Source organism: Macrococcus capreoli, assembly GCF_025628935.1.
Lineage (GTDB): Bacteria > Bacillota > Bacilli > Staphylococcales > Staphylococcaceae > Macrococcoides > Macrococcoides capreoli.
Window position 1 is genome coordinate 28,319 of record NZ_JAOTIS010000003.1, and the last position, 21,387, is coordinate 49,705.

Annotated in this window: 24 protein-coding genes and 1 other RNA gene; 5 read left to right on the plus strand and 20 right to left on the minus strand. The window is 33.0% G+C overall.

Annotation, left to right across the window (positions count from 1 at the left end; all coding sequences use genetic code 11):
* Window positions 1-32: 32 nt before the first annotated feature.
* From msrB to OCL94_RS03025, 11 genes are all read right to left on the minus strand, one after another.
* Window positions 33-458: a peptide-methionine (R)-S-oxide reductase MsrB gene (gene msrB / locus OCL94_RS02975; RefSeq protein ID WP_262994430.1), complete on the minus strand. Its 426-nt coding sequence runs from the start codon at window positions 456-458 to the stop codon at window positions 33-35.
* On the minus strand, window positions 451-978 hold the full coding sequence (msrA, locus tag OCL94_RS02980; protein ID WP_262994433.1) for a peptide-methionine (S)-S-oxide reductase MsrA: 528 nt from the start codon (window positions 976-978) through the stop codon (window positions 451-453). Before msrA ends, msrB begins: the two co-directional genes overlap by 8 nt.
* Before the next feature lie 4 nt (window positions 979-982).
* Window positions 983-1,537: a DUF2140 family protein gene (locus OCL94_RS02985; protein ID WP_262994435.1), complete on the minus strand. Its 555-nt coding sequence runs from the start codon at window positions 1,535-1,537 to the stop codon at window positions 983-985.
* The gene (locus tag OCL94_RS02990) at window positions 1,530-2,375 is read right to left on the minus strand and encodes a DegV family protein (protein ID WP_262994437.1); all 846 of its coding nucleotides are present in this window, start codon (window positions 2,373-2,375) and stop codon (window positions 1,530-1,532) included. Before OCL94_RS02990 ends, OCL94_RS02985 begins: the two co-directional genes overlap by 8 nt.
* Before the next feature lie 42 nt (window positions 2,376-2,417).
* Window positions 2,418-3,137 (minus strand): lysophospholipid acyltransferase family protein, encoded by a 720-nt coding sequence (locus OCL94_RS02995; RefSeq protein WP_262994439.1) that lies wholly within the window; start codon window positions 3,135-3,137, stop codon window positions 2,418-2,420.
* On the minus strand, window positions 3,130-3,615 hold the full coding sequence (locus tag OCL94_RS03000) for a dihydrofolate reductase (RefSeq protein ID WP_262994755.1): 486 nt from the start codon (window positions 3,613-3,615) through the stop codon (window positions 3,130-3,132). Before OCL94_RS03000 ends, OCL94_RS02995 begins: the two co-directional genes overlap by 8 nt.
* A gap of 7 nt (window positions 3,616-3,622) precedes the next feature.
* The gene (locus OCL94_RS03005) at window positions 3,623-4,576 is read right to left on the minus strand and encodes a thymidylate synthase (RefSeq protein ID WP_262994441.1); all 954 of its coding nucleotides are present in this window, start codon (window positions 4,574-4,576) and stop codon (window positions 3,623-3,625) included.
* Window positions 4,577-4,797: 221 nt separating this feature from the next.
* Window positions 4,798-5,622 carry a hypothetical protein gene (locus OCL94_RS03010; RefSeq protein WP_262994443.1) on the minus strand — a complete coding sequence of 275 codons (825 nt, stop codon included), beginning with the start codon at window positions 5,620-5,622 and terminating at the stop codon, window positions 4,798-4,800.
* On the minus strand, window positions 5,609-6,043 hold the full coding sequence (locus tag OCL94_RS03015) for a BrxA/BrxB family bacilliredoxin (protein WP_317618538.1): 435 nt from the start codon (window positions 6,041-6,043) through the stop codon (window positions 5,609-5,611). Before OCL94_RS03015 ends, OCL94_RS03010 begins: the two co-directional genes overlap by 14 nt.
* 55 nt (window positions 6,044-6,098) lie before the next feature.
* Window positions 6,099-7,208, minus strand: a complete 1,110-nt coding sequence (locus tag OCL94_RS03020) for a virulence factor (RefSeq protein WP_262994447.1) — start codon at window positions 7,206-7,208, stop codon at window positions 6,099-6,101.
* A 10-nt stretch (window positions 7,209-7,218) separates the two neighbouring features.
* The gene (locus tag OCL94_RS03025; RefSeq protein ID WP_262994449.1) at window positions 7,219-7,401 is read right to left on the minus strand and encodes a zinc-finger domain-containing protein; all 183 of its coding nucleotides are present in this window, start codon (window positions 7,399-7,401) and stop codon (window positions 7,219-7,221) included.
* A 133-nt stretch (window positions 7,402-7,534) separates the two neighbouring features.
* Between OCL94_RS03025 and OCL94_RS03030 the strand changes: the two genes are divergently transcribed.
* Window positions 7,535-8,215, plus strand: a complete 681-nt coding sequence (locus OCL94_RS03030) for a queuosine precursor transporter (protein WP_262994451.1) — start codon at window positions 7,535-7,537, stop codon at window positions 8,213-8,215.
* 21 nt (window positions 8,216-8,236) lie between these two features.
* Complete coding sequence (locus tag OCL94_RS03035) at window positions 8,237-8,626, plus strand: ribonuclease HI family protein (protein WP_262994453.1); 390 nt, start codon at window positions 8,237-8,239, stop codon at window positions 8,624-8,626.
* Window positions 8,627-8,632: 6 nt separating this feature from the next.
* On the opposite strand, the gene OCL94_RS03040 is transcribed toward OCL94_RS03035, so the two are convergent.
* From OCL94_RS03040 to OCL94_RS03060, 5 genes are all read right to left on the minus strand, one after another.
* Window positions 8,633-9,418, minus strand: a complete 786-nt coding sequence (locus OCL94_RS03040; protein ID WP_262994455.1) for an HAD family hydrolase — start codon at window positions 9,416-9,418, stop codon at window positions 8,633-8,635.
* Between the two features lie 29 nt (window positions 9,419-9,447).
* Window positions 9,448-10,383, minus strand: a complete 936-nt coding sequence (locus OCL94_RS03045; RefSeq protein WP_262994457.1) for a Fic family protein — start codon at window positions 10,381-10,383, stop codon at window positions 9,448-9,450.
* 135 nt (window positions 10,384-10,518) lie between these two features.
* Window positions 10,519-11,391: a 5'-3' exonuclease gene (locus tag OCL94_RS03050; RefSeq protein WP_262994459.1), complete on the minus strand. Its 873-nt coding sequence runs from the start codon at window positions 11,389-11,391 to the stop codon at window positions 10,519-10,521.
* Between the two features lies 1 nt (window position 11,392).
* Window positions 11,393-12,283 carry a sulfurtransferase gene (locus OCL94_RS03055; protein ID WP_262994460.1) on the minus strand — a complete coding sequence of 297 codons (891 nt, stop codon included), beginning with the start codon at window positions 12,281-12,283 and terminating at the stop codon, window positions 11,393-11,395.
* Window positions 12,283-15,681, minus strand: a complete 3,399-nt coding sequence (locus OCL94_RS03060) for a dynamin family protein (RefSeq protein WP_262994463.1) — start codon at window positions 15,679-15,681, stop codon at window positions 12,283-12,285. The genes OCL94_RS03055 and OCL94_RS03060 overlap by 1 nt, the downstream gene beginning before the upstream one ends.
* 133 nt (window positions 15,682-15,814) lie before the next feature.
* On the opposite strand from OCL94_RS03060, the gene OCL94_RS03065 reads away from it, so the two are divergent.
* The 3 genes from OCL94_RS03065 (at window position 15,815) to OCL94_RS03075 (ending at window position 18,198) form a co-directional block, all read left to right on the plus strand.
* A complete protein-coding gene (locus OCL94_RS03065; RefSeq protein WP_262994465.1) occupies window positions 15,815-15,982 on the plus strand; it encodes a cytochrome c oxidase subunit 2A in 168 nt (55 codons plus the stop codon).
* A 12-nt stretch (window positions 15,983-15,994) separates the two neighbouring features.
* Window positions 15,995-16,474, plus strand: a complete 480-nt coding sequence (locus OCL94_RS03070) for a cupredoxin domain-containing protein (RefSeq protein ID WP_262994467.1) — start codon at window positions 15,995-15,997, stop codon at window positions 16,472-16,474.
* A 68-nt stretch (window positions 16,475-16,542) separates the two neighbouring features.
* Window positions 16,543-18,198 carry a b(o/a)3-type cytochrome-c oxidase subunit 1 gene (locus tag OCL94_RS03075; RefSeq protein WP_262994757.1) on the plus strand — a complete coding sequence of 552 codons (1,656 nt, stop codon included), beginning with the start codon at window positions 16,543-16,545 and terminating at the stop codon, window positions 18,196-18,198.
* Window positions 18,199-18,247: 49 nt separating this feature from the next.
* Here OCL94_RS03075 and OCL94_RS03080 read toward each other — a convergent pair whose 3' ends face one another.
* The 4 genes from OCL94_RS03080 to gpsB form a co-directional block, all read right to left on the minus strand.
* Window positions 18,248-19,249 carry an MsnO8 family LLM class oxidoreductase gene (locus tag OCL94_RS03080; RefSeq protein WP_262994469.1) on the minus strand — a complete coding sequence of 334 codons (1,002 nt, stop codon included), beginning with the start codon at window positions 19,247-19,249 and terminating at the stop codon, window positions 18,248-18,250.
* Window positions 19,250-19,388: 139 nt separating this feature from the next.
* On the minus strand, window positions 19,389-20,507 hold the full coding sequence (locus OCL94_RS03085) for a THUMP domain-containing class I SAM-dependent RNA methyltransferase (RefSeq protein ID WP_262994471.1): 1,119 nt from the start codon (window positions 20,505-20,507) through the stop codon (window positions 19,389-19,391).
* A gap of 139 nt (window positions 20,508-20,646) precedes the next feature.
* An RNA gene (rnpB, locus tag OCL94_RS03090) (RNase P RNA component class B) lies at window positions 20,647-21,015 on the minus strand.
* Window positions 21,016-21,067: 52 nt separating this feature from the next.
* The gene (gene gpsB, locus OCL94_RS03095; RefSeq protein ID WP_262994473.1) at window positions 21,068-21,382 is read right to left on the minus strand and encodes a cell division regulator GpsB; all 315 of its coding nucleotides are present in this window, start codon (window positions 21,380-21,382) and stop codon (window positions 21,068-21,070) included.
* Window positions 21,383-21,387 lie beyond the last annotated feature (5 nt).

Genomic DNA, 21,387 nt, shown 5'->3' on the forward strand with positions numbered 1-21,387 from the left:
TATGCGTTATAATTTTACTGTTTAAGCTTCTGTTATTCAAATAAATATAAGTAATCGGTATAACCGAGCTCTGCCAATTTTTCAAACGGAATAAACTGTATGCTTGCTGAATTAATACAATATCTTAGGCCACCCATTGATTTAGGGCCGTCATTGAACACATGGCCAAGATGAATGTCACTTAATTCAGTTCTGACTTCTGTACGCGTCATGCCATAGGATTTATCAACTAAAGATATGATTTCATCATCACTTATTGCTTTCGAAAAAGAGGGCCATCCGCATGATGAATCAAATTTATCCATGGAAGTAAAAAGAGGTTTTCCACTTACTTTATCTACATATAACCCTTTTTCAAAATGATTCCAGTATTCATTTTCAAAAGGGGGTTCAGTTCCATTTTGTTGTGTAACATAATATTCCATCTCATTTAAATCTTTTATTGACTTTTTAATCATTTGAATCCCCCCAATGCGCTTGAATAAAGCCTTTACGACCTGATCTTTCTTGATAAGCAGCATAATGGTCTGGTGCTTTCTGATAATAATCTTGATGATAAGCTTCCGCTGGATAAAAATTCCTATATGGAATAACAGGCGTTACAACAGGTTTAGTAAAAACTTGAGATTGATTAATATCATCTATTACTTGATTAGCTATTTGTTGTTGCTCACTATTATGGACAAATATAGCAGGTGTATAACTTTCACCTCGATCATAAAATTGACCTTGATTATCTGTTGGATCAAACGTTTTAAAATATATTTTCAATAAAGCTTCGTAACTGATTTTTTCTTCATCAAAATCTATTTGTACCGCTTCTCGATGTCCGGTTGTATTAGAACATACGGCTTCGTACGTTGGATTTTCTACAAATCCCCCACTATAGCCACTGACGACTTGGTTGATACCATCAAATTGATGAAAAGGTTTAACCATACACCAAAAACACCCGCCTGCTAAAGTTGCGATTGCCATTCTATCACTCCTTCATCTTTACATCAAAATACCATTGATGATTTTCTATTTTTGTAAGCAATAATTCAGTATCACCAAATTTTTGTATGCCTACAGTATAAATGAATCGCTCATTTTCTTCATCTAATTTGACTGCTTGCGGTAAAGCACCATAGCGCTGAACAAGTCGAAGTGCTTGTTTTTTACTTATTGGAAGATTACCAATATCAACACTTTTAATTTCTAATGATAATACTCCGGGAGATATCACGACAGGTTTCGTTTTGATTGTTGATTCAACATCAAAATTCATAAATTTTGATGACGATTTAATCCAGATATAATAATTATTAAAAAGTATCGCTGTATCTTTATTTTTCGTATCAATATGTTTTTTTACTGTCGCTTCAGAAAGGATTAAAGTGTCATTGGATTTCAACCGAAACGTTTGATCAGCACTAGGTTGATGCTTTGGTTGCCCATTTAATGATTCTATCAACCAGAATAAGCAACAAATATTAGCGATACATAAAATTAAAAATAATATCGCCCAAATCGGATGTTTAATAATATTAGTCATTATAACCGAATAAAGATAAACCAATTGCACCCGGACCTGTATGGGTAGAAACGATCGGTGTTGTCGTATGGATAGTTATATTTTCATCAGTATATTGTTCAATAGATGCTTTCAACTTCTCTAATAAATCATGTGCATCTGCTTCTGATATGCCAATTCTTAAATATTTATATTCTTCAGCCATTTGAGCAACTTCTTTTGTTAGTAATTTAACAACGGCATTTTGTGTACGTGCGTTTTGTATTACATTAATTTCACCGTCTACGACCTGGGCAACGGGCTTTAAATTCATAAGTCCTCCTATAAAACCTTTGCCACGCGAAATTCGGCCACCTTTTCTTAAATATTCAAGCTGGCTAATCACAAGAAATAACTTTGACTGACGCTTCATAATGTCTATAGCTTCTACAATTTCGTCCATTGATTTATGTTTAATAATCAGTTCTGCAACATTCTGGATAATAAAGCCATAGGATTGAGCGATGAATCCACTGTCAATCACCGTAACTTTTCCATCTACCATACTTGCAGCAGTTTGCGCACTGCCTAATGTTCCGCTGAGGCGATGTGTCATATGTAGACTTAATATTTCATAACCTTCTTCAATATACTTTTCATATATTTCAGCAAATTTGCCTGTAGGTGGCTGACTAGTTTTAGGAATATCTTTTAATGTCACAAGTTGATGTAAATATTCATCTGACGACATTTCTTCCTGATCTAAATAAGTTTTGCCATCAATCACGATATTGAGTGGCACTTGCACAATGTCGTGATCCTTTAAATATTGTTGAGGTAAATCATGTGTTGAATCAACGATTAATTTTATTTTACTCATTTTATCCCTCTATATCTTATTTTATTTAATGTTTACATAGGTTTATCTTATTTGTTTTTCAATACGTTCATGCACTATATTCGCCACTTCCTGTAATGTAAAGCGGTCAAATATGTCAGGCATAATAGGATCCAAAATTGTGACCTCAACCGTACCTGGCACAATCTTTTTGCTGTTATACTTTTCCATAATCGATGACGTCCCTTTGATTGCTACTGGTACAATTGGAACGCCCGCACTTTTTGCAAGCTTAAATGAACCAGCTTTAAATTCTGTCATACCACGACCTTTACTACGTGTTCCTTCAGGGAAAATTAAAATACTATGACCTTTTTTTAATGATGAAACACCATCTCTTATCATTTGAATCGATGAGCGACGGTCTGTACGATCTAAATAAATACAGTTTAATAAGTCCATCCATTGATGTAAAAATGGTATCTTCTTCACTTCAATTTTTGAAACAAATCCGAAAGGTTTATTAATTGCATATATTAAAACCGGAATGTCAAAATTTCCTTCGTGATTTGCTATAAAGAGTACACCATCCTCAGGAAATTGCTGTCTTCCATTGACATTCACTTTTACGCCAGCCGTTTTTAATATTTTATCGGCCCACTTTTTCGGATATTGTTGCGTTATAACATCTTGTTCAGCGACGGTTTCATATAAAGTAAGACTGTTCTTTACTTTATTCAGTTTTGGTGTCACCAATGCGGCATATCCTATAATAGTTCCAACTGTACGTATTAATCTAATCATTATTTTTCCTCACTAAATGCATAAAATGATGGGGAATTAAATTTCTATCATCTAATTCACCAGATTCAATCGATTGTACTTTAAAATCTTCAAATGTATATTCTGGAAAAAATGCATCTCCAGGAAACTTTTGTTCTATCACTGTCACGTACATATCGTCAACCATATCAATCGTTTGCTCATATAGGTTCTGTCCGCCAAAGATAAATACATGACCCTCCAATGCTGCAATATCTTCTAAATTATGAATTACATCTGCATCAACAGGTTGAAATGACGCATCACGTGTTAGCACAACATTACGGCGATTTGGTAAAGCTTTACCGAGGGATTCATATGTTTTACGTCCCATAACAATAGTATTCCCTGTTGTTAGTGCTTTTACTCTTTTTAAATCATTTGGTAAATGCCACGGCATTTTATTCTCATAACCGATAACTCTATTTTGATCATGACATACAATTAATGATAACATAATACTCTCCTTAAACTGCTATAGGTGCTTTTATTGCAGGATGTGCTTTATAATTTACAATTTCTAAATCTTCATAATCTATTTCAAATAATGATTTATCAGAATGAATCTTTAAGGTTGGTGGTTCGAAAGATGTTCGCGATAATTGCGCATTAACAGCATCAATATGATTCGAATAAATATGTGCATCGCCAAACGTATGGACAAATTCGCCAACCTCTAATCCACATTCTCTAGCAATCAAATGTGTCAATAGACTATAACTGGCAATATTAAAAGGTACACCTAAAAAAATATCAGCACTGCGTTGATATAGTTGGCAAGATAGCTTATTTTCATGCACATAAAACTGGAACATAGTATGACATGGCGGGAGTGCCATCGTATCAATTTCTCCAGGATTCCACGCTGAAATGATGTGACGACGGCTTGTCGGGTTGTGTTTAATACTTTCAATAACATCTTTTAATTGATCTGTAGAACCATGCTTCGTTTCGAAGTTACGCCATTGCTTGCCATATACATTGCCCAAATCACCATATTTTTCACTAAATGATGTATCTGTTAATATTTTTTCTTTAAAAATCTTCAATTGTGCTTGATATTCGTCATTAAAAGCCTCATCAACAAGTGCACGGTGACCGAAATTTGTCATGTCCGGACCGTTATACTCATCGCTTTCAATCCATTTTAAAAATGCCCACTCATTCCATATATTATTGTTATATTCTAACAAATATTTAATATTCGTATCACCACGCACAAACCATATTAATTCAGTTGCAATTAATTTAAATGATACTTTTTTTGTCGTGAGCAATGGAAACCCTTTCGATAAATCGAAACGCATTTGATGACCGAAGATTGATAATGTTCCGGTATTTGTACGATCATCCTTGTTCTTGCCAGTATCTAGCACCTTCCTACATAAGTCGTGATATGCTTGATCGAATGAATTCATCAAGTCACCTCTTTCTATTTTTTCTTATATACTTTATAATACATTTATATAATGATTATTTAAAGAATTACATATTAGAGATTTACAATCTAGGGGTGAAATATATGGGCGCAGATATGATGGTAGTTTCAGGATTATTTTTATTATTATGCTATATGATCAGTATGTGTATTACTGAATAGTAAAAAGGCTTCGGTTTTTCCGAAGCCTTTATATTTTGATTTCTACTTATCTAATTGATGATATCGATATCCATAATGTGTTTTCGATTGTTTACGGATCGTCATATTAAACCCGTAGTCATCAATTAAATGCGACTTATAATGTGCGCGTAATATGATCTTACCTTTAAAAGATTTAAATATTGTATTCAGTAATTTGATGTTCTGTTCTCTATTATATTCAGTCACTTGCCTTAAAGAAGCAATATTGGAAGTAGTAATGGTTTCTTCATACATCGGGTCTAAATAAATAATATTTGCTTTACTGAAAATATCAATATGGTTAGTGATATTCCCATAAATAAAATGAATACGAGAAATATCAATCCCGCCTTTATTGATTTCATTAAAATGAAACAACATCCCCCATTTAACTGCAAAATGAATATAAAAATTCTCTTCAAAAGCAAAGAATGTAGTCGTAGTCATCGTTAATGCCATTAGCGTCAAATCATTCGCCATCCCCATCGTTGCATCAACAATGACTTGCTGGTTTACTTTGGGATCTTGAATCAAATTAATTAATGGCGGTATATCTTTCCCTGCAATATAAGCTTTATATTTTACGCGGGTTGTATTCTCGTGATAAAAAATTTTATTATCACGAGAAGTATAAAGTATAATCCCTTTGTGCAATATTACAAGTAACGGAGTAGAACATGTTTCAAATAATTTTTTTATCGTTAATTTTTCCCGGTCAATCACTTCATATATCACATTTTTATAATGATTATTTAAATCATCAGTGATATTCGATAAATAATTGAAGATGAATGGATCAGGCGCAACACAAGTCGTGATACGCAGTTGAAGATTAACAGTGTTCATCGAATTGCGCTTTAATATCCATACAAATTTCTTCGATAGGACGGCCCTCAATATGCTCTCTAGGAATAAATCCTACTAATTGTTGCCCAACAAATAATGCCATAGAAGGACTTGAAGGTACTTGTGCAATAAACATTCTCATCTTATCCGTTGCTTCACGATCTTGACCTGCAAATACAGTCAATAAATGGTCAGGCTTTTTATCATTTTGCGTTGCAACGGTTACTGCAGCGGGTCTTGCTAAACCTGCTGCACAGCCACAAACAGAATTAATAACAACGAAAGTAGATTCATCTTCTTTCACATGATTAAAATAATCTTCTACCGCTTCACTCGTTTCTAATGAAGTAAATCCGTGTTGTGTTAATTCACTTCTCATGTCTTTTGTTATCGATTTCATATATTCTTCATATGCATTCATTTTCATTTCTCCTTTAAATCATTTCATAAAATCATATTGCTTATATGGTGCATTTCTAAATTGAATTTCGATTTGCGATTTGTTTCCACACTGAACCGACCGCAGCTTCACCATTTGTAATGCGTTCATATGCCATTTGCACTTGCAATTTGACGTCAAACGCTTCATCCTCTAAATGTTTTTCAAGATATGGCAAACTTGACGCATCACCTTCATCATAAATAAACATCGCTGCGCGCCATCTTACAATTGGATGCTTGTCATCAAGTGCTAGATGCATTATAGGCAAACTTTCTTTGAACCCTAAATCACTGATTGTATCACCAGCTGTTCTTCGTACCGTTAAATTACTATCTTTCATAGCATCATGCAATAACGGTAATACACTTTTATCTTCAATCATTCCTAAAAATACGACAGCTAAACGTCTTATTTGTGGCTTTTCATCTTTTAGAACTGTTTCAAAAAATGCAATATCTGTTACATCTGGTTTCGGATAATGGTCAATTAAGCGGTATCTTTCCTGCCAGTCTTCCGCCTGTAAAAAAGTATGTAAAGATATTTTGTGCAATTGTTTAGATTGTTGTACCGACTGATTATCTTTACCAAGTGAGACGAGTCGACTAAGCTCATCCTTCGGGAATTTTGCATCAATTTCTTCTTTAATCGATTGAATAATGGCGTCAGTTTCACCATAACGTATACCGTAATCTAACCATTTACGCAAAAGGATAACATTATCTTCATCATTTTGTGCCGCTAACATGGCATCAATAAACCTAATATCTAGCTGCTTACGTGTTTCACCTTGATGATCAGTTACTTTAATTTGATAGGGTATATTTTTAAAACTTAATACTTCAACTTTCTTCTCACCATTATCGATTGAAATAACCGGTTGGGCTGCGACATCCATATCAAAAATTGATTTTATTTTCGGTAAAACGATTTCCCAGTCTGATTTTGCTGTTTTATCTACAGAAATAAAATCCATAACATGAAATACAGATTTCACCTCATCAATCTGTAATAATGCATTAATAAAAGAAGGATTTGTCTCATCAACCACTGTATATGTTGCACTTTTCAAATCGTCTTTTTTATAATCTAAAGTGATTTTTAGCGTATTTGGGCTAGGTGTTGGTTCTATCTTTATTATTTTCATACCTGTCTCCTTACTGCAATACATTGCCTAATTGTTTAATTTTAATACCTACCGAACATTTTTTTATACAATAATGATGTGCATACGTTTTTCCATGCGTTTTTCGGTGATAGCTTTTTAAAATACATTCGTTACAGTAATGATCTGTTAACGTATCAATTTGCTTTAAAGTTATTTTTTGTTCCAGGTTCATTAACTCACCTCAAATGAAGTATATCAAAAATGAATAAAAAGTGATGCAAATTTGTTTATCAACATACTCTTGCCAAAACAAGGAAAGCCTACTATAATACTTTAGTTAATTTTTATTAGAAAAGAGGATTTATATGACAAATGAATTATGGGCACTTGTTGCATTTTTATTGACCTTTATAGGATTAGTGTTAATGTACAGATATTTCGGGAAAGAAGGACTATTTGTCTGGGTAGCGGTAGGAACAGTGATAGCAAATATCCAAGTCACAAAATCAGTCGAATTATTTGGTATTACAGCTACTTTAGGCAACGTATTATTCGCCTCTATCTATTTAGCAACAGATATACTAAATGATAGATACGGTCGTACAATTGCTAAAAAAGCTGTATGGTTAGGCTTTGCTTCTGCAATTATTATGACTGTTCTCATGACGACATCTTTACAGTTTATTCCGACATCAACAGATATCGCTCAGGAAAGTATGAAGACTTTATTCTGTGTTGTTCCACGTATTGTATTAGGTTCGATTATTGCCTATATAATTGGGCAGTATGTCGATGTTTATTTATTTAATTTTATTAAAAAATATTTTGCTTCAGAAAGAACATTTATCATTCGCGCGTATGGTAGTACCATTTTTAGTTCGATTGTTGATACTGCTCTTTTCTCAATCATAGCGTTTACTGGATTAATGCCTAACGCTGTTGTCTTTGAAATATTTATTACAACGTATATATTTAAATTAGCCTCAACACTATTCAATATTCCTTTTGGATACTGGGCAAAAACTTACCATAAAGAAATACAATAAATTAATGATGAGGTGTTATTCATGGCACAAATCTTTATTGATGCTTCAACTAAGCAACAACCACTACACAGTGCATGTGGCATCGTATTAAAAATGGATGAAACGACCATTGAATATGGCGAGTATTTAGGCCAAATTGATAATCATACGGCAGAATGGCAAAGTCTTATCGTTGGTATGAAACTTGCAATTCAACAAGGTTGCCAATCACTATTAATTAATAGTGATTCAAAAATAGTTGTAGATTCCATTGATAAGCAATATGTTAAACAACCGCTTTTTAAATCTTATTTACAGGACTATAACACATTGGCAACTGCTTTTGAGCTCGTCTTAATCAATTGGATACCACGGCAACAAAATAAACATGCAGATACAATTGCAAGAAGAACTTTGCAGCAATATATATGATATTGCTCAAAGTTCTTCTTTTAATATATTCTCCATTGTTAATAATACGCCGTTGTCATCATTACTTGGGCAAAGATGTTGCGCGACACGTTTGACATTCGAGTTGGCATTTTCCATTGCATAACCGTGCGCGGTCATGCTTAACATTTCTAAATCATTATCGCTATCACCGAAAGTATACAAATCATTCACAGTTTTACCGATACGAGTGAGGACTTGTTCAATACCAGTCGCTTTATTCGTACTTTTATCAATAATATCAATACAGTTGAAACCACTGTCTACAATTGCACAATTATTACACACGTGTTGTAATAATGTGATGACTTCTGACTTATCAAAATTCGTCCCATCCACTTCGATGGTAATTTTAGTAACTTTACTTAAGGGTAAATTCGATACAGCGTTCAATTTATCATAATAACGATGCATACGTTTTATAAATGCATTTTCTGCATTAAGTGATACATACGATGCATCGATTGTACTGATTACATAACTATACAGTTTCAAATCATCAAGCGTTTGAATAGCGTTACTTATATCATTTCGATTAATAAATGCTGAATGTAATATTTCATCTTTATGCATAACTACTGCTCCATTAGATGCAACATAATATAAGTCTTGTTCTGAAAAGAAACCTTTTAAATGGTGGTGTGTATTGCTGCTTGCAACAATTAAATAGAATTGATTTTTATAAAGCTCGAATAAATCTTTAAACATTTCACGATCATAATCATTTTGGCTATTGAGAAATGTACCATCCATATCTACCGCGAATACTTTCATTAAATTCCACCTTATCCACGTGAAACATTCTATTTCACTTTATATTTTGTTGCCTTTCCCTGTCCTACTTTTTCAATTAATACTTCTTTTTGAAGTTGTACGAGCGCGCGCTCTATCGTTTTTCTGCTAATATCAGCCAACATAATTTCGAGTTCGCTTCTTGATATTGGATCAAATGAACGATTGAGCACATTTAATACACGATATTTCGGCGTTATATTCGTATCTAATATGAGCTGAAAATTATAATCTAACGCTTCATAGCTTTCAATCAATTTCATAAAGTAATAATCTTGAAAGCTTAGAACACTTTGAAAGTTAAAAAGATCCATTTGCTTTTTTCTTAATTTTTGTTTTCCATTACTACGGTCCAGGAATATTAAACGATCAATACTTTGATACTGTGTAACTAAAATATTCGATTTAAACAATAGCAATTGCATTAATAGTCTTGAAAGTAGCATCGTTCGTTTACCGAAAATATCAGATTGTATAAATTGATACATAAACTCAAAAATTTCTGTTAGTATATTAACACTTTTATTATTCATTTTATCATTATATTCATTACATCGACGAATTAAACATTGCTTTTTGTCATCTGCGATCACTTCTATTGTTTCAGTATCACCTAAAGTCATTTCCAAATATAAATTAACGATCGAATGATAATTTATATCGATAAATTCGTAATCTTCATTAATTAACACCGTTGCATCTCTATAGCCACATACTTGTGCTTCAATTTCATTATCAAAGCCCTTTTTATAATGCAATAATTGCAATAACTTTGTTTCAGATATATTAATGCCCGATAAAGCACAACCATATTTGACATTGTGAAACAAAGCGGCAAATTTCAGTTTTTCTAAAGTCTTGTTATTATATTGTAAATAGATAATTTGCTTCCCTTTATATTCATGTATTTCCGTCATCAGACGAACAAGGTTACCGTTGTATTCCAAATAAATACACCTCTTTCTCAGTCATTATACTATATAAGACTGTGAATACAAAGAGGATTAGATGAAATCTAATCCTCTTCATTATAATTTATTGAGTTATCATTTTTAATTAAATTACTTTATCAAAGATATAAACTATAATTTCCGAATAAAATTACTTGCTACCTTTAACTCAAATGTTTCACAAATTTGGATCATGGCATCAAGATTAACCGAATACGGCATTTCACTTACAATTTCATCAATTCGTAAAGGGACTTCAGTATGTATTTCAGCCAATTGTTGTGATAATTTCAGTGCCTCAATACTTTCTTTTATCTTTGTTTGCTGACCTTTCGGTAATTCATTCACATGCTCTAATACACCGGCTACACTACCATATGTTTGAATTAATTTTAATGCTGTTTTTTCACCGATACCTTTAACACCTGGATAACCATCGGCAGTATCACCCATAAAAGCTTTCACATCAATTAATTGTTTTGGTTGTAATTGATATTCTTCAATAAATCGTGCTTTGTCATACTTATTATAAATATTAAAACCTTTTTTCGTTAACCACACTTCAATGTGTTCATCCAATATTTGAAGTAAATCACGGTCGCCACTGATGACTTTAATGTTATATGTATCATCTAACGACTTTGCAAGCGTACCAATCACATCATCAGCTTCAAAATTTTGAACTCCAATATTATGAAAGCCTAACTGTCTGGAAATTTCCTGTACCATATCAAATTGTGGTATTAATTCATCTTGTGGTGCAGGACGATGCGCTTTATAATTAGGATCAATTTCATTACGAAACGTTTTAGCACCCATATCCCAACATACAATTACATGCGTTGCATTTGTATCATGAATCGCACTTACGACATGACGGACAAACCCTTGCACACCATTCGTAGGGAGCCCTTTTGAGTTTTTCATATAATTATTGTGTAAACTTGTAGCAAAGAAATGGCGAAATAATAGCGCCATGCCATCTACGATTAATAAATTATTCATATTATTCTCCTGTTTCAATTATTTCTGGATGTCGCGATACCCATTCCGAATAACTACCAGCATATAGCTTAACTTTTTCGTCTAATGTTTTTAATGCAACATATAAAGGTGTAGCACTCAGCCCTGAACCACAGTATACAATACTCTCTTTACCTAATACCGTTTGAAAGACTTCTCGTAAATCGTTTTCGTTTTTCGGTAACCCGTTATAATACACTTCACTGAAAGGAATGTTAATTGCTGATGGGATATGACCTGCAATCTTATCCATCGGTTCAACATCACCAATATAACGTTCGTGTGCACGTGCATCGATTAATATAACATCATCTTTTGGAGATTTAATGAGTGCTTGAATATCGTCGCAGAAAGCGATGATATTTTTATCAAAACTTTGATTTAAATTTCTATGCATTTTTTCTCGAATCTTTTTCTCCGCCATTTTGTATTCTTCGACTGAGCATTTATATAATACTAGCGTAGTATGATGTTTTGCTTTAAACGGATCATCAGTTGATTTATTAAACAATTTCATATCTTCATAACCCGTTTCTATCAGTAAACACTCTAGTCCGACTAAGTGACAAAGATATACAAAACGTGTGCCATAAAAGCTATTACGATTATCATATCCAATGATCTGTTTTCCTTGTGCAAAAGATTCAACAATTTCTGCAAAGTCATTTAAATCTGGTAAAGGATGTCGTCCTCCTGACAACGGATTTTGTCCCATTAGAAATGAATGGATATATTCAGCACCTTCAATTCTTTCATCCATGAAGTTTTGAATACTTTGTTCTAAATTATCCATGACTCCACGACAATCAAAAATTACAGCTTTATCTTGAGATACAAGTTCTAACGCTTCTGCTTCAGTTATCCAAATTTTCATTATTCCACCTCAATTTTATGAATGGCTTCTGATACATTTTGAATCAATGATTGATCAATTTTCTGCGCTATTTTTTCTTGCATTGTTTGACGCATTGATTCATTCTTTTTGTTAATATGCTCCGTCAAAATAATTAAATTGTCGTTGATTAATTGCTTTATTCTATTTTCGTACTGATCAATTATTGATTTCATTTCTGCTAACGTTGATGCATGTATTGTATCATAAAGTTCTGTTCTTAAACTTTGATTCATGAGTTGCTTTTGTTTAATATTACCTAGTTTTAACTGATGTAATTGATCTGTAATTTGGCTAATACTTAATTCATTAGGATTTATATATTGGTTTTTAAATTGAATATCTTCATATATTTCATTCTGTTCTAAAGCTTTGGATACAACACTCACTGCTAGATTAAATTGGTTTTGAACCGCTTTGTTTAATCTAGGTATGATTAAATATAATTCTTCGTTGAGCTTAAGCTGTACAGCGTGTAAATAACTTTGATTCACGGTTGCTAAATCTGAAGACGTATTAATTTCAGCTTTTAATACATCATATAACTGAATTTTCATTTTGTCTTTTAAATATGTTGTTTGTTCGTTTAATACATCTAAAATTGCACTTTTCACGATTTCTACTATTGAATTTTCTATTGGTCCATTCTCTAACCATTGTGCATATTGCATGTTGCGTTGAATCATTTGTTTTTCATACGCTTCAAAATTTGTAACGAGTGCTTTCGCTTTATCGAATAATATTTCTGAATGATGATTAATTTGTTTAATTTTTTGTTGTTTGCTCGTTGCTGTCACAAATTGCTCTATTGCTGATTTAAATGCTGTAAATCGTTCATCATAAGATTTAAGTGCATTTCGACTTGATATTGGATAGATTGGGTCATTAATATGAATTGCTTGAAGTTCATTTGATAAGTAATTTATGACCGATTGCAATTCACCTTCATCTTTCGCTAAATCGACCGCGTTAATGACAAAGAAGTTTTGACTATCCTCATTTATAATTTCTACTTCATTCAAATAAGAAAGAAATGCTTTATCTTTTTCAGTGTACACATGGTTGTAATATGATACATATATCAATAAGTCACTATCCGCAATGATTTCTGTCGTTTCTTTAGTATGGCGACTGTTTGTACTACCAGTGCCCGGTGAGTCAATAATGATTTTATCTTTTAAGAAATCATTTTGAACACCTAACGTTATCTTTTGGACGAAAGCTGCATGCGCATCTTCTGCTGTGTACTGCTTAATTTCATCATCACGTACCTCAATTGTCGTTAACTCAGATAGATAAGTTGCATAGCGATCATAGTTTTGAATGATTGCTTCTGCAAAGTTTCTATTTTGTGCGCTTAATTGATCTAACTTTCCATTAAATCGTTTAATCCACTGTGGTATCGTAGTAATTTCAATTGCTGAAGTTAACATCATATCGTTTAATGATTTCAATATATCTTTTTCAAGCTTAAATGTAACATAGTTTTTATCTCCATATTGAATTTCAGTTATTGAAGCTGTCGTTGGATTTGGAGATGATACTAAAATTTCTTCTTTTAAAAGTGCATTAATCATTGCACTTTTCCCTGCACTAAAAGCCCCAAAAACTACAATTTTAGTCATATTTTGATTCAATCGTCGTATTTGTGTATTAATTTTTTCTATATCTGTCTTAAAATAATCCACCTGTGCCAAATGATTTAATATACTTGAACTGCGATTTAAATTTACATATTGTTCATTTGTTACTTTCACTGTCTTTTCAATAGATGTTGGTTCCTCTTCAAACATTTCAAATGTAACGTATTCTCTTCCGATTAATTTATCAACAGATTCGTCGACATGAATATAGTAATGTAGATAATTTTTAGTCGTAATAGATTCAATATACTTTTCATTCACAAAGTAGTCTTCAAACTTCACAGTTTCTTCACTTACTGTAGCATTTGTATTTAAATTAGACATATTTATATTTTTTATGAACTGTACATGCCATGATTTTTGTCTATTTAATATCATTCGTTCAATAAATAATTTTAATTCATCAGAATAAATCAATACGTAATCATTTGAAATTGATGGTTGTTGCTTGATTAAATGTTTCACTTCATCGTTCGTAATTTTAAATGCTAAGCCGCTAACCATACTTGGATCCATTAAATATTTAGAAAACGTATGATAATATTCTTTTAACTGGAATGTGATTTGTTTTTCGATGATTGCGTTCATCGCTTCAACAACGTCACTCACTTTTTCATCTTGTATTGCAAGTAACTTCGCTTTTTTGCCAAATATTCCTGGTACTTTATAGTTATCTGCGAATGTTTCTAACATGCTACGATTCTTTTCTCGCATTTCAAATGGCATTAAATAGGCATTCTTAATAATATCTTTTACACCATTTAATAGTAGTTGTTCATTATTGGGATCAGTTAAAATAGCTTGCTCTGCGTTCATTGCAGCACTTTCTGTCGCCTTCTCATATGCTCGTTCAACCTCATCTTCTTCAATATTTAAATCTAAAAGGAGATTTTGCTTTTTGAATTGTAAATATTCAATTTGCGTTGTCTCAATATAATGAATCATTCGCTCAAAATAAGCATCTTTATTTGCTTTTGCTTCACTAGTATAAGTTTTCATCACTGGCTTTACTCGATCGATTTCATTATAAGGACTATCGTATATTGATGTATACAAAATCTTTTCGATATTCAGGCTCCAACGTGAAATATTTTCTGAAATGGCTGATTTAAACGCTTCAAATGATAATTCATGCTCTTGATGTTTATCGATTTGATTAATAATCAACACAACAGGCACATTTAATGCGTTCAATGCACGGATTTGATCAAAGTTTTTCTCTGAATTAACGTGATTATATTCAACTGTATAAAATACGACGTCACTGACAAGCAAGAATTTCATTGTACTTGCTTCGTGATTTTTAAACGTTGCATCAATACCCGGTGTATCTTGGATGACAGTTCCAATTTCAAAGCAATTAGATACTTTATTTATTTCCACAGATTCTATTTTATGGTTCAATGTATTGACTTTCTTTATTTCATCATAATGATTTAAATCACTATATGTATGATTATCCAGGTTAATACGGACATAATCTTGATCGCTGATAATAATTTGCGCAGTATTACTCGTCGTTGGTACTGGAGAACTTGGTAATATATTTTCATTAAAAATAGTATTGATTAATGAAGATTTTCCAGAAGAAAAATGCCCGATAAAACTAATAACCGTTCGCTCCTGGTGTATCTTTTTTATTATTTCATTAATTTGTTCAACTAAAATATTATTATCAGACTTCTCAACTTCCTTTTTTAATTGATATAAATGTTTAATTTGCTTTTCATATTTCATGATATACCTCATTTATATATATTTATTTGTGAAATTTTTAACGAAATTCAAAAACTGTGATATTTATCACATTAATATACTTTGTACTCTATTATTATAAAGAAAGAAAAGCTATTAAGAAAGGGTGTACAGTATGACTGAGGAGAAAAATTTAAATCAACACATCGATCCGATTCAAGCAACAGAAGAATCACATCATGATTTAGATTTAAGAGGTACAATGGCTTCTGTATTGTTTTTAGGTGCAGTATTCGTTGTAACTTGGTTTGCTATTTTTATTTTATTTTTAGAACGTATATAGGAGGGGAATATTTTGCATAAGTTAGAGAAAATTTGGCTCGCATTAGGTATGGGTTCACTTGTTTTATTCTTAAGTATTATTTTTGTATCAGCAATTCATAATGGTCATGAGCCGATTGCCAGTGGTCGTGAATTTATTGAACCAGAATTAATTGATAAAGATCCAACATTCAGTAAACCTGGTTTACACAAAGTTGAAGGAAAAGATTGGGATTACGAATTAGTTTTTGTCGTATCAGCTTTTAACTACAATCCAGGTCAAGTTGAAATTCCAAAAGGAGCAAAAGTAAAAATTATTGCGACAAGCCGAGACGTTGTTCATGGTTTTGAAATTGCACAAACAAATGTCAACATGATGATTGAACCAGGTCATAAATCAACATTCGTAAAAACATTTGATAAAACGGGTGAATATTTATTATTATGTAACGAATATTGCGGTATGGGACATGCTGACATGAAGTCTAACATTAAGGTGGTTGATAAGAAATGAACGAATTCAAATTAGATAGTGGTGCATTCGACGAACGTGCAACATTTAGAAATCATCATGCTGAAGATATGTCAGAACGTGTTGTGATGGATAAAAAAGATGGTAAATTAGTTATGGCACATATGTATGTTGCTATTGTATGCCTTATTATTGGAGGCCTTGCTGGTTTAGTACAAACATTAGTGCGATCTGGTACTTTAAAGTTACCAGCAGGTATTAGTTATTATCAAATATTAACAGTACACGGTATTATTTTAGCGTTAGTATTAACAACATTCTTCATTATGGGCTTTCAAACAGCAGCCGTAATTAGAACAAGCGGTCAATTATCACCTTTACAACGTAAATTAATCTGGATTGGATTCTGGGTAATGGTAATTGGTACAGCAATGGCTGCAACTATGGTATTACTAAATAAAGCGACAGTTTTATATACTTTTTATGCACCACTTAAAGCGCATGTAATTTTCTATGTAGGTATGGCATTAGTTGTTGTTGGGTCTTGGATCTCAGCAGCTGGACAAATTATGCGTTATGCACAATGGAAAAAAGAGAACAAAGGACAAAAATCACCTTTACTTTCATATATGGCAACAATCAATAACGTAATGTGGATCGTATGTTCACTTGGAGTTGCTGCAACTGTATTATTACAAATGATTCCTTGGTCATTAGGTTTAGTTGAACGTATTGACGTTTCATTAAGCCGTACATTATTCTGGTACTTTGGTCATGCATTAGTTTATTTCTGGTTATTACCTGCATATATGTCATGGTATGCAGTTGTACCAAAAATTATCGGTGCGAAAGCATTCAGTGATAATTTAGCACGTATGAGTTTTATGTTATTCTTATTCTTCTCAATCCCAGTTGGTATTCACCATCAGTTAACTGAACCTGGTATTGATGTAACATGGAAATATGTACAAGTTGTATTAACATTTATGGTTGTTATTCCATCTTTAATGACAGCATTTAGTTTATTTGCAACGTTTGAATCTTATGGTCGTAGTATTGGTGCAAAAGGTTTAATGGGATGGGTTAAAACTTTACCATGGAATGATGCACGATTTGTATTACCATTTATCGGTATGGCCGCGTTTATTCCGGGTGGTGCTGGTGGTTTAGTTAACGCTTCAGCACAAATGGACCAAGTCGTTCATAATACAATCTGGATTACAGGTCACTTCCATTTAACAGTAGCAACAGCAGTTATCTTAACATTCTTTGGAACAATGTATTGGTTAATTCCACACGCAACTGGTCGTGTTATGACAAAAGCAATTAATAGATTAGCTATTATTCAAGGTTTAATGTGGGCATTAGGTATGTCAATTATGTCTGGTGCAATGCACTTTATCGGTTTATTTGGAGCACCACGTCGTTCTACTTACTCAGAGTACGGCGGATCAAAAATTGCAGCTGAATGGTTACCCTACCAGGTGATTCAAGCTGTAGGTGGTACGATTCTTTTCATCTCTATCATCTTAGTAGTCATCGTATTTATCCAATTAGCATTCTTTGCACCTAAAGGTTATGAAGCATTCCCTGTTGCTGAAGCAATGGATCAACATGCACCTGTTTATAAATTCGTTGAAAACTGGAAATTCTTAATTATTGTAACGATTGCTTTAATTTTAATCGCTTATACAATTCCGGTAGGACAAATGTTTATGGATCCACCGCCTGGTGCTAAAGGTATGGGTGAAGGTAAACTTTGGTAATATCAATAAAAAATAAGACATCATCAAAAATGGCTGATGTCTTATTTTTTTAATTTAATTCATCTACAATCTCTTTTATATCCTTAAAACTTTCCAATTTAAGTTCAAAATGATGTGTATTATTAATGACCATTAACTCATCAATATGATATTGGTTATTTAAATCTTCAATATAATGAGCAACTTCATGTTTTAATCCGATGCAATACCTTTTACAATTCGCTTTAATGATTGCTTTGTCCTTTTCGTTATAAACAATTCCTTTTACTTGTTCGTAACTCGGAACAACCGTATCTCGACCCTTAGAAACATTAAGTAACCAATGGTCTAAAATACGCGTTTGCATATCTCTTTCTGCTTCATCTTTCACTACGATAATAAAACTACAAAATATAGTATATGGCTTAGCCATAAATCGATTTGCTACAAATTCAGATTGATAAATATTTATTGCACTATCACGATATTTATCATGAATAAAATCACCAAATACAAATCCGATACCTAACTTAGCTGCCCGTTTCGCACCATTATCTGTTAAACCTAACGTAAAAACATCTGGGTGTGTATCTATTCTCGGGCCTGCTTTTACACTTCTAAATTGATGGTTTAACGGCAATGTGTTACGCATAAAGCCTAAGAAGTCTTCTATTAAACGATCGTAATCCCTCACTTTACTCTCTGCACCATCTGTAAGTGCCCTTCTTGTAATCTCACTTCCTCCTGGAGAATTACCTAAACCAATGGTTACACGACCTGGAAACATAGCTTCCAGTAAATTAGCATTCTCAGCTATTTTATACGGACTATATTGAGGAAGTAATATACCAGCTGAACCGATATTTATTTTTTCAGTAATTGATAATAACCGTGTCATCAATATTTCTGGCGCATGACTAATTAATCCCGTCGTATTATGATGCTCAGCTACAAAATAACGATGGTAACCAATTTGATCAGCAAATTGCACCAATTCCATTGAATGATTAAGCGCATCTATCGGTGATTCGCCTCGAGACATCGGCACTTGATCTAAAATACTTAACTTCATTACATCATCACCTTATCATTAATACATTTATCATAAACGAAAAACAACACAATGCATAAAATTATGCATTGTGTTGTAACAAGAAAGAGATTAGAGGTCTTAACGCAAGTTCAACAGCCTCTGCTTTAAACGGCCTCTCCTATTTTTCTCCCCAATATTGATAATACGTACATTCAATATAGCCGTTAAATAATTTGCGGCGTTTCGTTGCTTTTTTACCGACTAATAATTCAAATGTTTTTAAGCTTGTTAAGATGTACAATGACCATTTCGGATTTTTTTCTATTAATTGCCCTAAATACTTATACATTGCTTCAACTTCTTCACGCTCCCCAATACGTTCTCCATAAGGAGGGTTACCTACGATTGCACCTTTTTCGCTGTCTAAAGTTAAATCATGTACATTCATCTGTTTAAATTCAATAATATCGCCAAATCCTACTTCAATTGCATTATTGCGCGCAATTTCAACCATTCTAGGGTCAATATCACTCGCTATAATCGAAATTTCTTTATCATATTCTGCTACTTCTTCTGCTTTCACACGTTCTTCATCATACATCCCTTTAGGAATAATATCCCAATCTTCACTGACAAAGTCACGGTTAAATCCTGGTGCAATATTTTGAGCGATCATTGCTGCTTCTATCGCAATTGTTCCAGATCCACAGAACGGGTCGATAAACGGTGTTTCACCTTTCCAGTTTGATAGTAACACTAATGCTGCAGCAAGTGTTTCTTTCATCGGTGCTTCACCTTGCGCTAAACGATACCCACGTTTATGTAAACCTGCGCCTGAAGTATCGATTGTTAATAGTACTTCGTCTTTTAAGATTGCCACTTCAACTTTATATAACGCACCATCTTCACGTAACCATCCTTGCTGATTATGCGCTTTCTTTAAACGCTCAACAATCGCTTTTTTTACGATTGCCTGACAGTCTGGTACACTAAATAATTTTGATTTTAAACTTCTGCCTTGCACTGGAAAACTTCCATTTTCACTAATAAAATTTTCCCATGGAATATTTTTAGTCTGATCAAATAACTGTTCAAAAGTAGTGGCATAAAAACGGCCTACAACAAGCTTTACTCTATCGGCACTGCGTAACCATAAGTTAGACTTAACGATAGCACGTGCGTCTCCTTTGTACAGTACACGTCCATTTTCTGTAGTTGTTTCATATCCTAGGGCTTGAACTTCTTTTGCGGCTACTGCTTCCATCCCCATAGGTGTAGTTGCTAATAATTGATACATAATTTCCTCCAAGTTTACATAATATATTTACGGTATTATGTAGGTTTTATTTAATTTATTGTAACATGTTCGTATCCTTCTATAAATAAAAATACAAATAAAAAAGCCCTCCATTACGGAGGGCCATCTAGAAAGATATCTCTATAAGCCATGTTCTGTTCCTTAGTACTGCAAATGAGTCTAGTTACTCTCGTACGCCGGTGATAATCATCTGTCTGTAGATTACTCTACCTCTTCTATACGTTCATTTCCGCTAGAAAAGTGCTCCTACCTAATTTGGATTGCTCACTCGAGGGGTTTACCGCGTTCCACCTTCTTTATTTCTAAAGAAGCTACGTCACTGTGGCACTTTCAAACTACTTAGACCATATCATCGACTTAGGTCGGTTCGTTGCCGTCAAATTAATGCCTTGGCTTATTGTTTCACCAAGCACGATCACTACAGTCATCTCAGAGCTGTGTGAGCATGGACTTTCCTCTATACAAAGTATAGCGATTATCCGAGATATCTTTTAACATTCATATATTATAACACCAATTGAATCATAAAGCGAAGACATTTATTTTCCAAATACAGCTTTCTCTAAATTAGAAATACGCTTTAATATGTCATAATTGTTCGGTGCCTGCTGCTGAACATCATTTCGTCCAGTCGCTACTCTCATTCTTAAGTTTTCAATTTCTCGTTTTAATTTCTTATTTTCATCAGATAGTTTCAACAATTGATTGTTCATATCTGCCATTTTTTGATAATCTTCTATAATTTCATCAAGAAAACTATCAACATCTTCCGGTTTAAATCCACGTACCATTGTGCGTTCGAATTCTTTTTCATAAATATCTTTTGCAGATAATTTTAAATTCAGCTCTGACATCATTA

Bases quoted from the DNA above. Each gene is read 5' to 3' on its own strand.
- msrB (WP_262994430.1), bottom strand. From the start codon at position 458: ATGATTAAAAAGTCAATAAAAGATTTAAATGAGATGGAATATTATGTT.
- OCL94_RS03020 (WP_262994447.1), bottom strand. From the start codon at position 7,208: ATGAAAATAATAAAGATAGAACCAACACCTAGCCCAAATACGCTAAAA.
- OCL94_RS02985 (WP_262994435.1), bottom strand. From the start codon at position 1,537: ATGACTAATATTATTAAACATCCGATTTGGGCGATATTATTTTTAATT.
- OCL94_RS02990 (WP_262994437.1), bottom strand. From the start codon at position 2,375: ATGAGTAAAATAAAATTAATCGTTGATTCAACACATGATTTACCTCAA.
- OCL94_RS03085 (WP_262994471.1), bottom strand. From the start codon at position 20,507: ATGTATCAATTATTAGCAACTACACCTATGGGGATGGAAGCAGTAGCC.
- OCL94_RS03075 (WP_262994757.1), top strand. From the start codon at position 16,543: ATGTCAGAACGTGTTGTGATGGATAAAAAAGATGGTAAATTAGTTATG.
- OCL94_RS03015 (WP_317618538.1), bottom strand. From the start codon at position 6,043: ATGAATGCATATGAAGAATATATGAAATCGATAACAAAAGACATGAGA.
- OCL94_RS03040 (WP_262994455.1), bottom strand. From the start codon at position 9,418: ATGAAAGTATTCGCGGTAGATATGGATGGTACATTTCTCAATAGCCAA.
- OCL94_RS03065 (WP_262994465.1), top strand. From the start codon at position 15,815: ATGACTGAGGAGAAAAATTTAAATCAACACATCGATCCGATTCAAGCA.
- OCL94_RS02995 (WP_262994439.1), bottom strand. From the start codon at position 3,137: ATGATTAGATTAATACGTACAGTTGGAACTATTATAGGATATGCCGCA.
- OCL94_RS03035 (WP_262994453.1), top strand. From the start codon at position 8,237: ATGGCACAAATCTTTATTGATGCTTCAACTAAGCAACAACCACTACAC.
- gpsB (WP_262994473.1), bottom strand. From the start codon at position 21,382: ATGTCAGAGCTGAATTTAAAATTATCTGCAAAAGATATTTATGAAAAA.
- OCL94_RS03025 (WP_262994449.1), bottom strand. From the start codon at position 7,401: ATGAACCTGGAACAAAAAATAACTTTAAAGCAAATTGATACGTTAACA.
- OCL94_RS03010 (WP_262994443.1), bottom strand. From the start codon at position 5,622: ATGAACACTGTTAATCTTCAACTGCGTATCACGACTTGTGTTGCGCCT.
- msrA (WP_262994433.1), bottom strand. From the start codon at position 978: ATGGCAATCGCAACTTTAGCAGGCGGGTGTTTTTGGTGTATGGTTAAA.
- OCL94_RS03050 (WP_262994459.1), bottom strand. From the start codon at position 11,391: ATGAATAATTTATTAATCGTAGATGGCATGGCGCTATTATTTCGCCAT.
- OCL94_RS03030 (WP_262994451.1), top strand. From the start codon at position 7,535: ATGACAAATGAATTATGGGCACTTGTTGCATTTTTATTGACCTTTATA.
- OCL94_RS03060 (WP_262994463.1), bottom strand. From the start codon at position 15,681: ATGAAATATGAAAAGCAAATTAAACATTTATATCAATTAAAAAAGGAA.
- OCL94_RS03055 (WP_262994460.1), bottom strand. From the start codon at position 12,283: ATGAAAATTTGGATAACTGAAGCAGAAGCGTTAGAACTTGTATCTCAA.
- OCL94_RS03080 (WP_262994469.1), bottom strand. From the start codon at position 19,249: ATGAAGTTAAGTATTTTAGATCAAGTGCCGATGTCTCGAGGCGAATCA.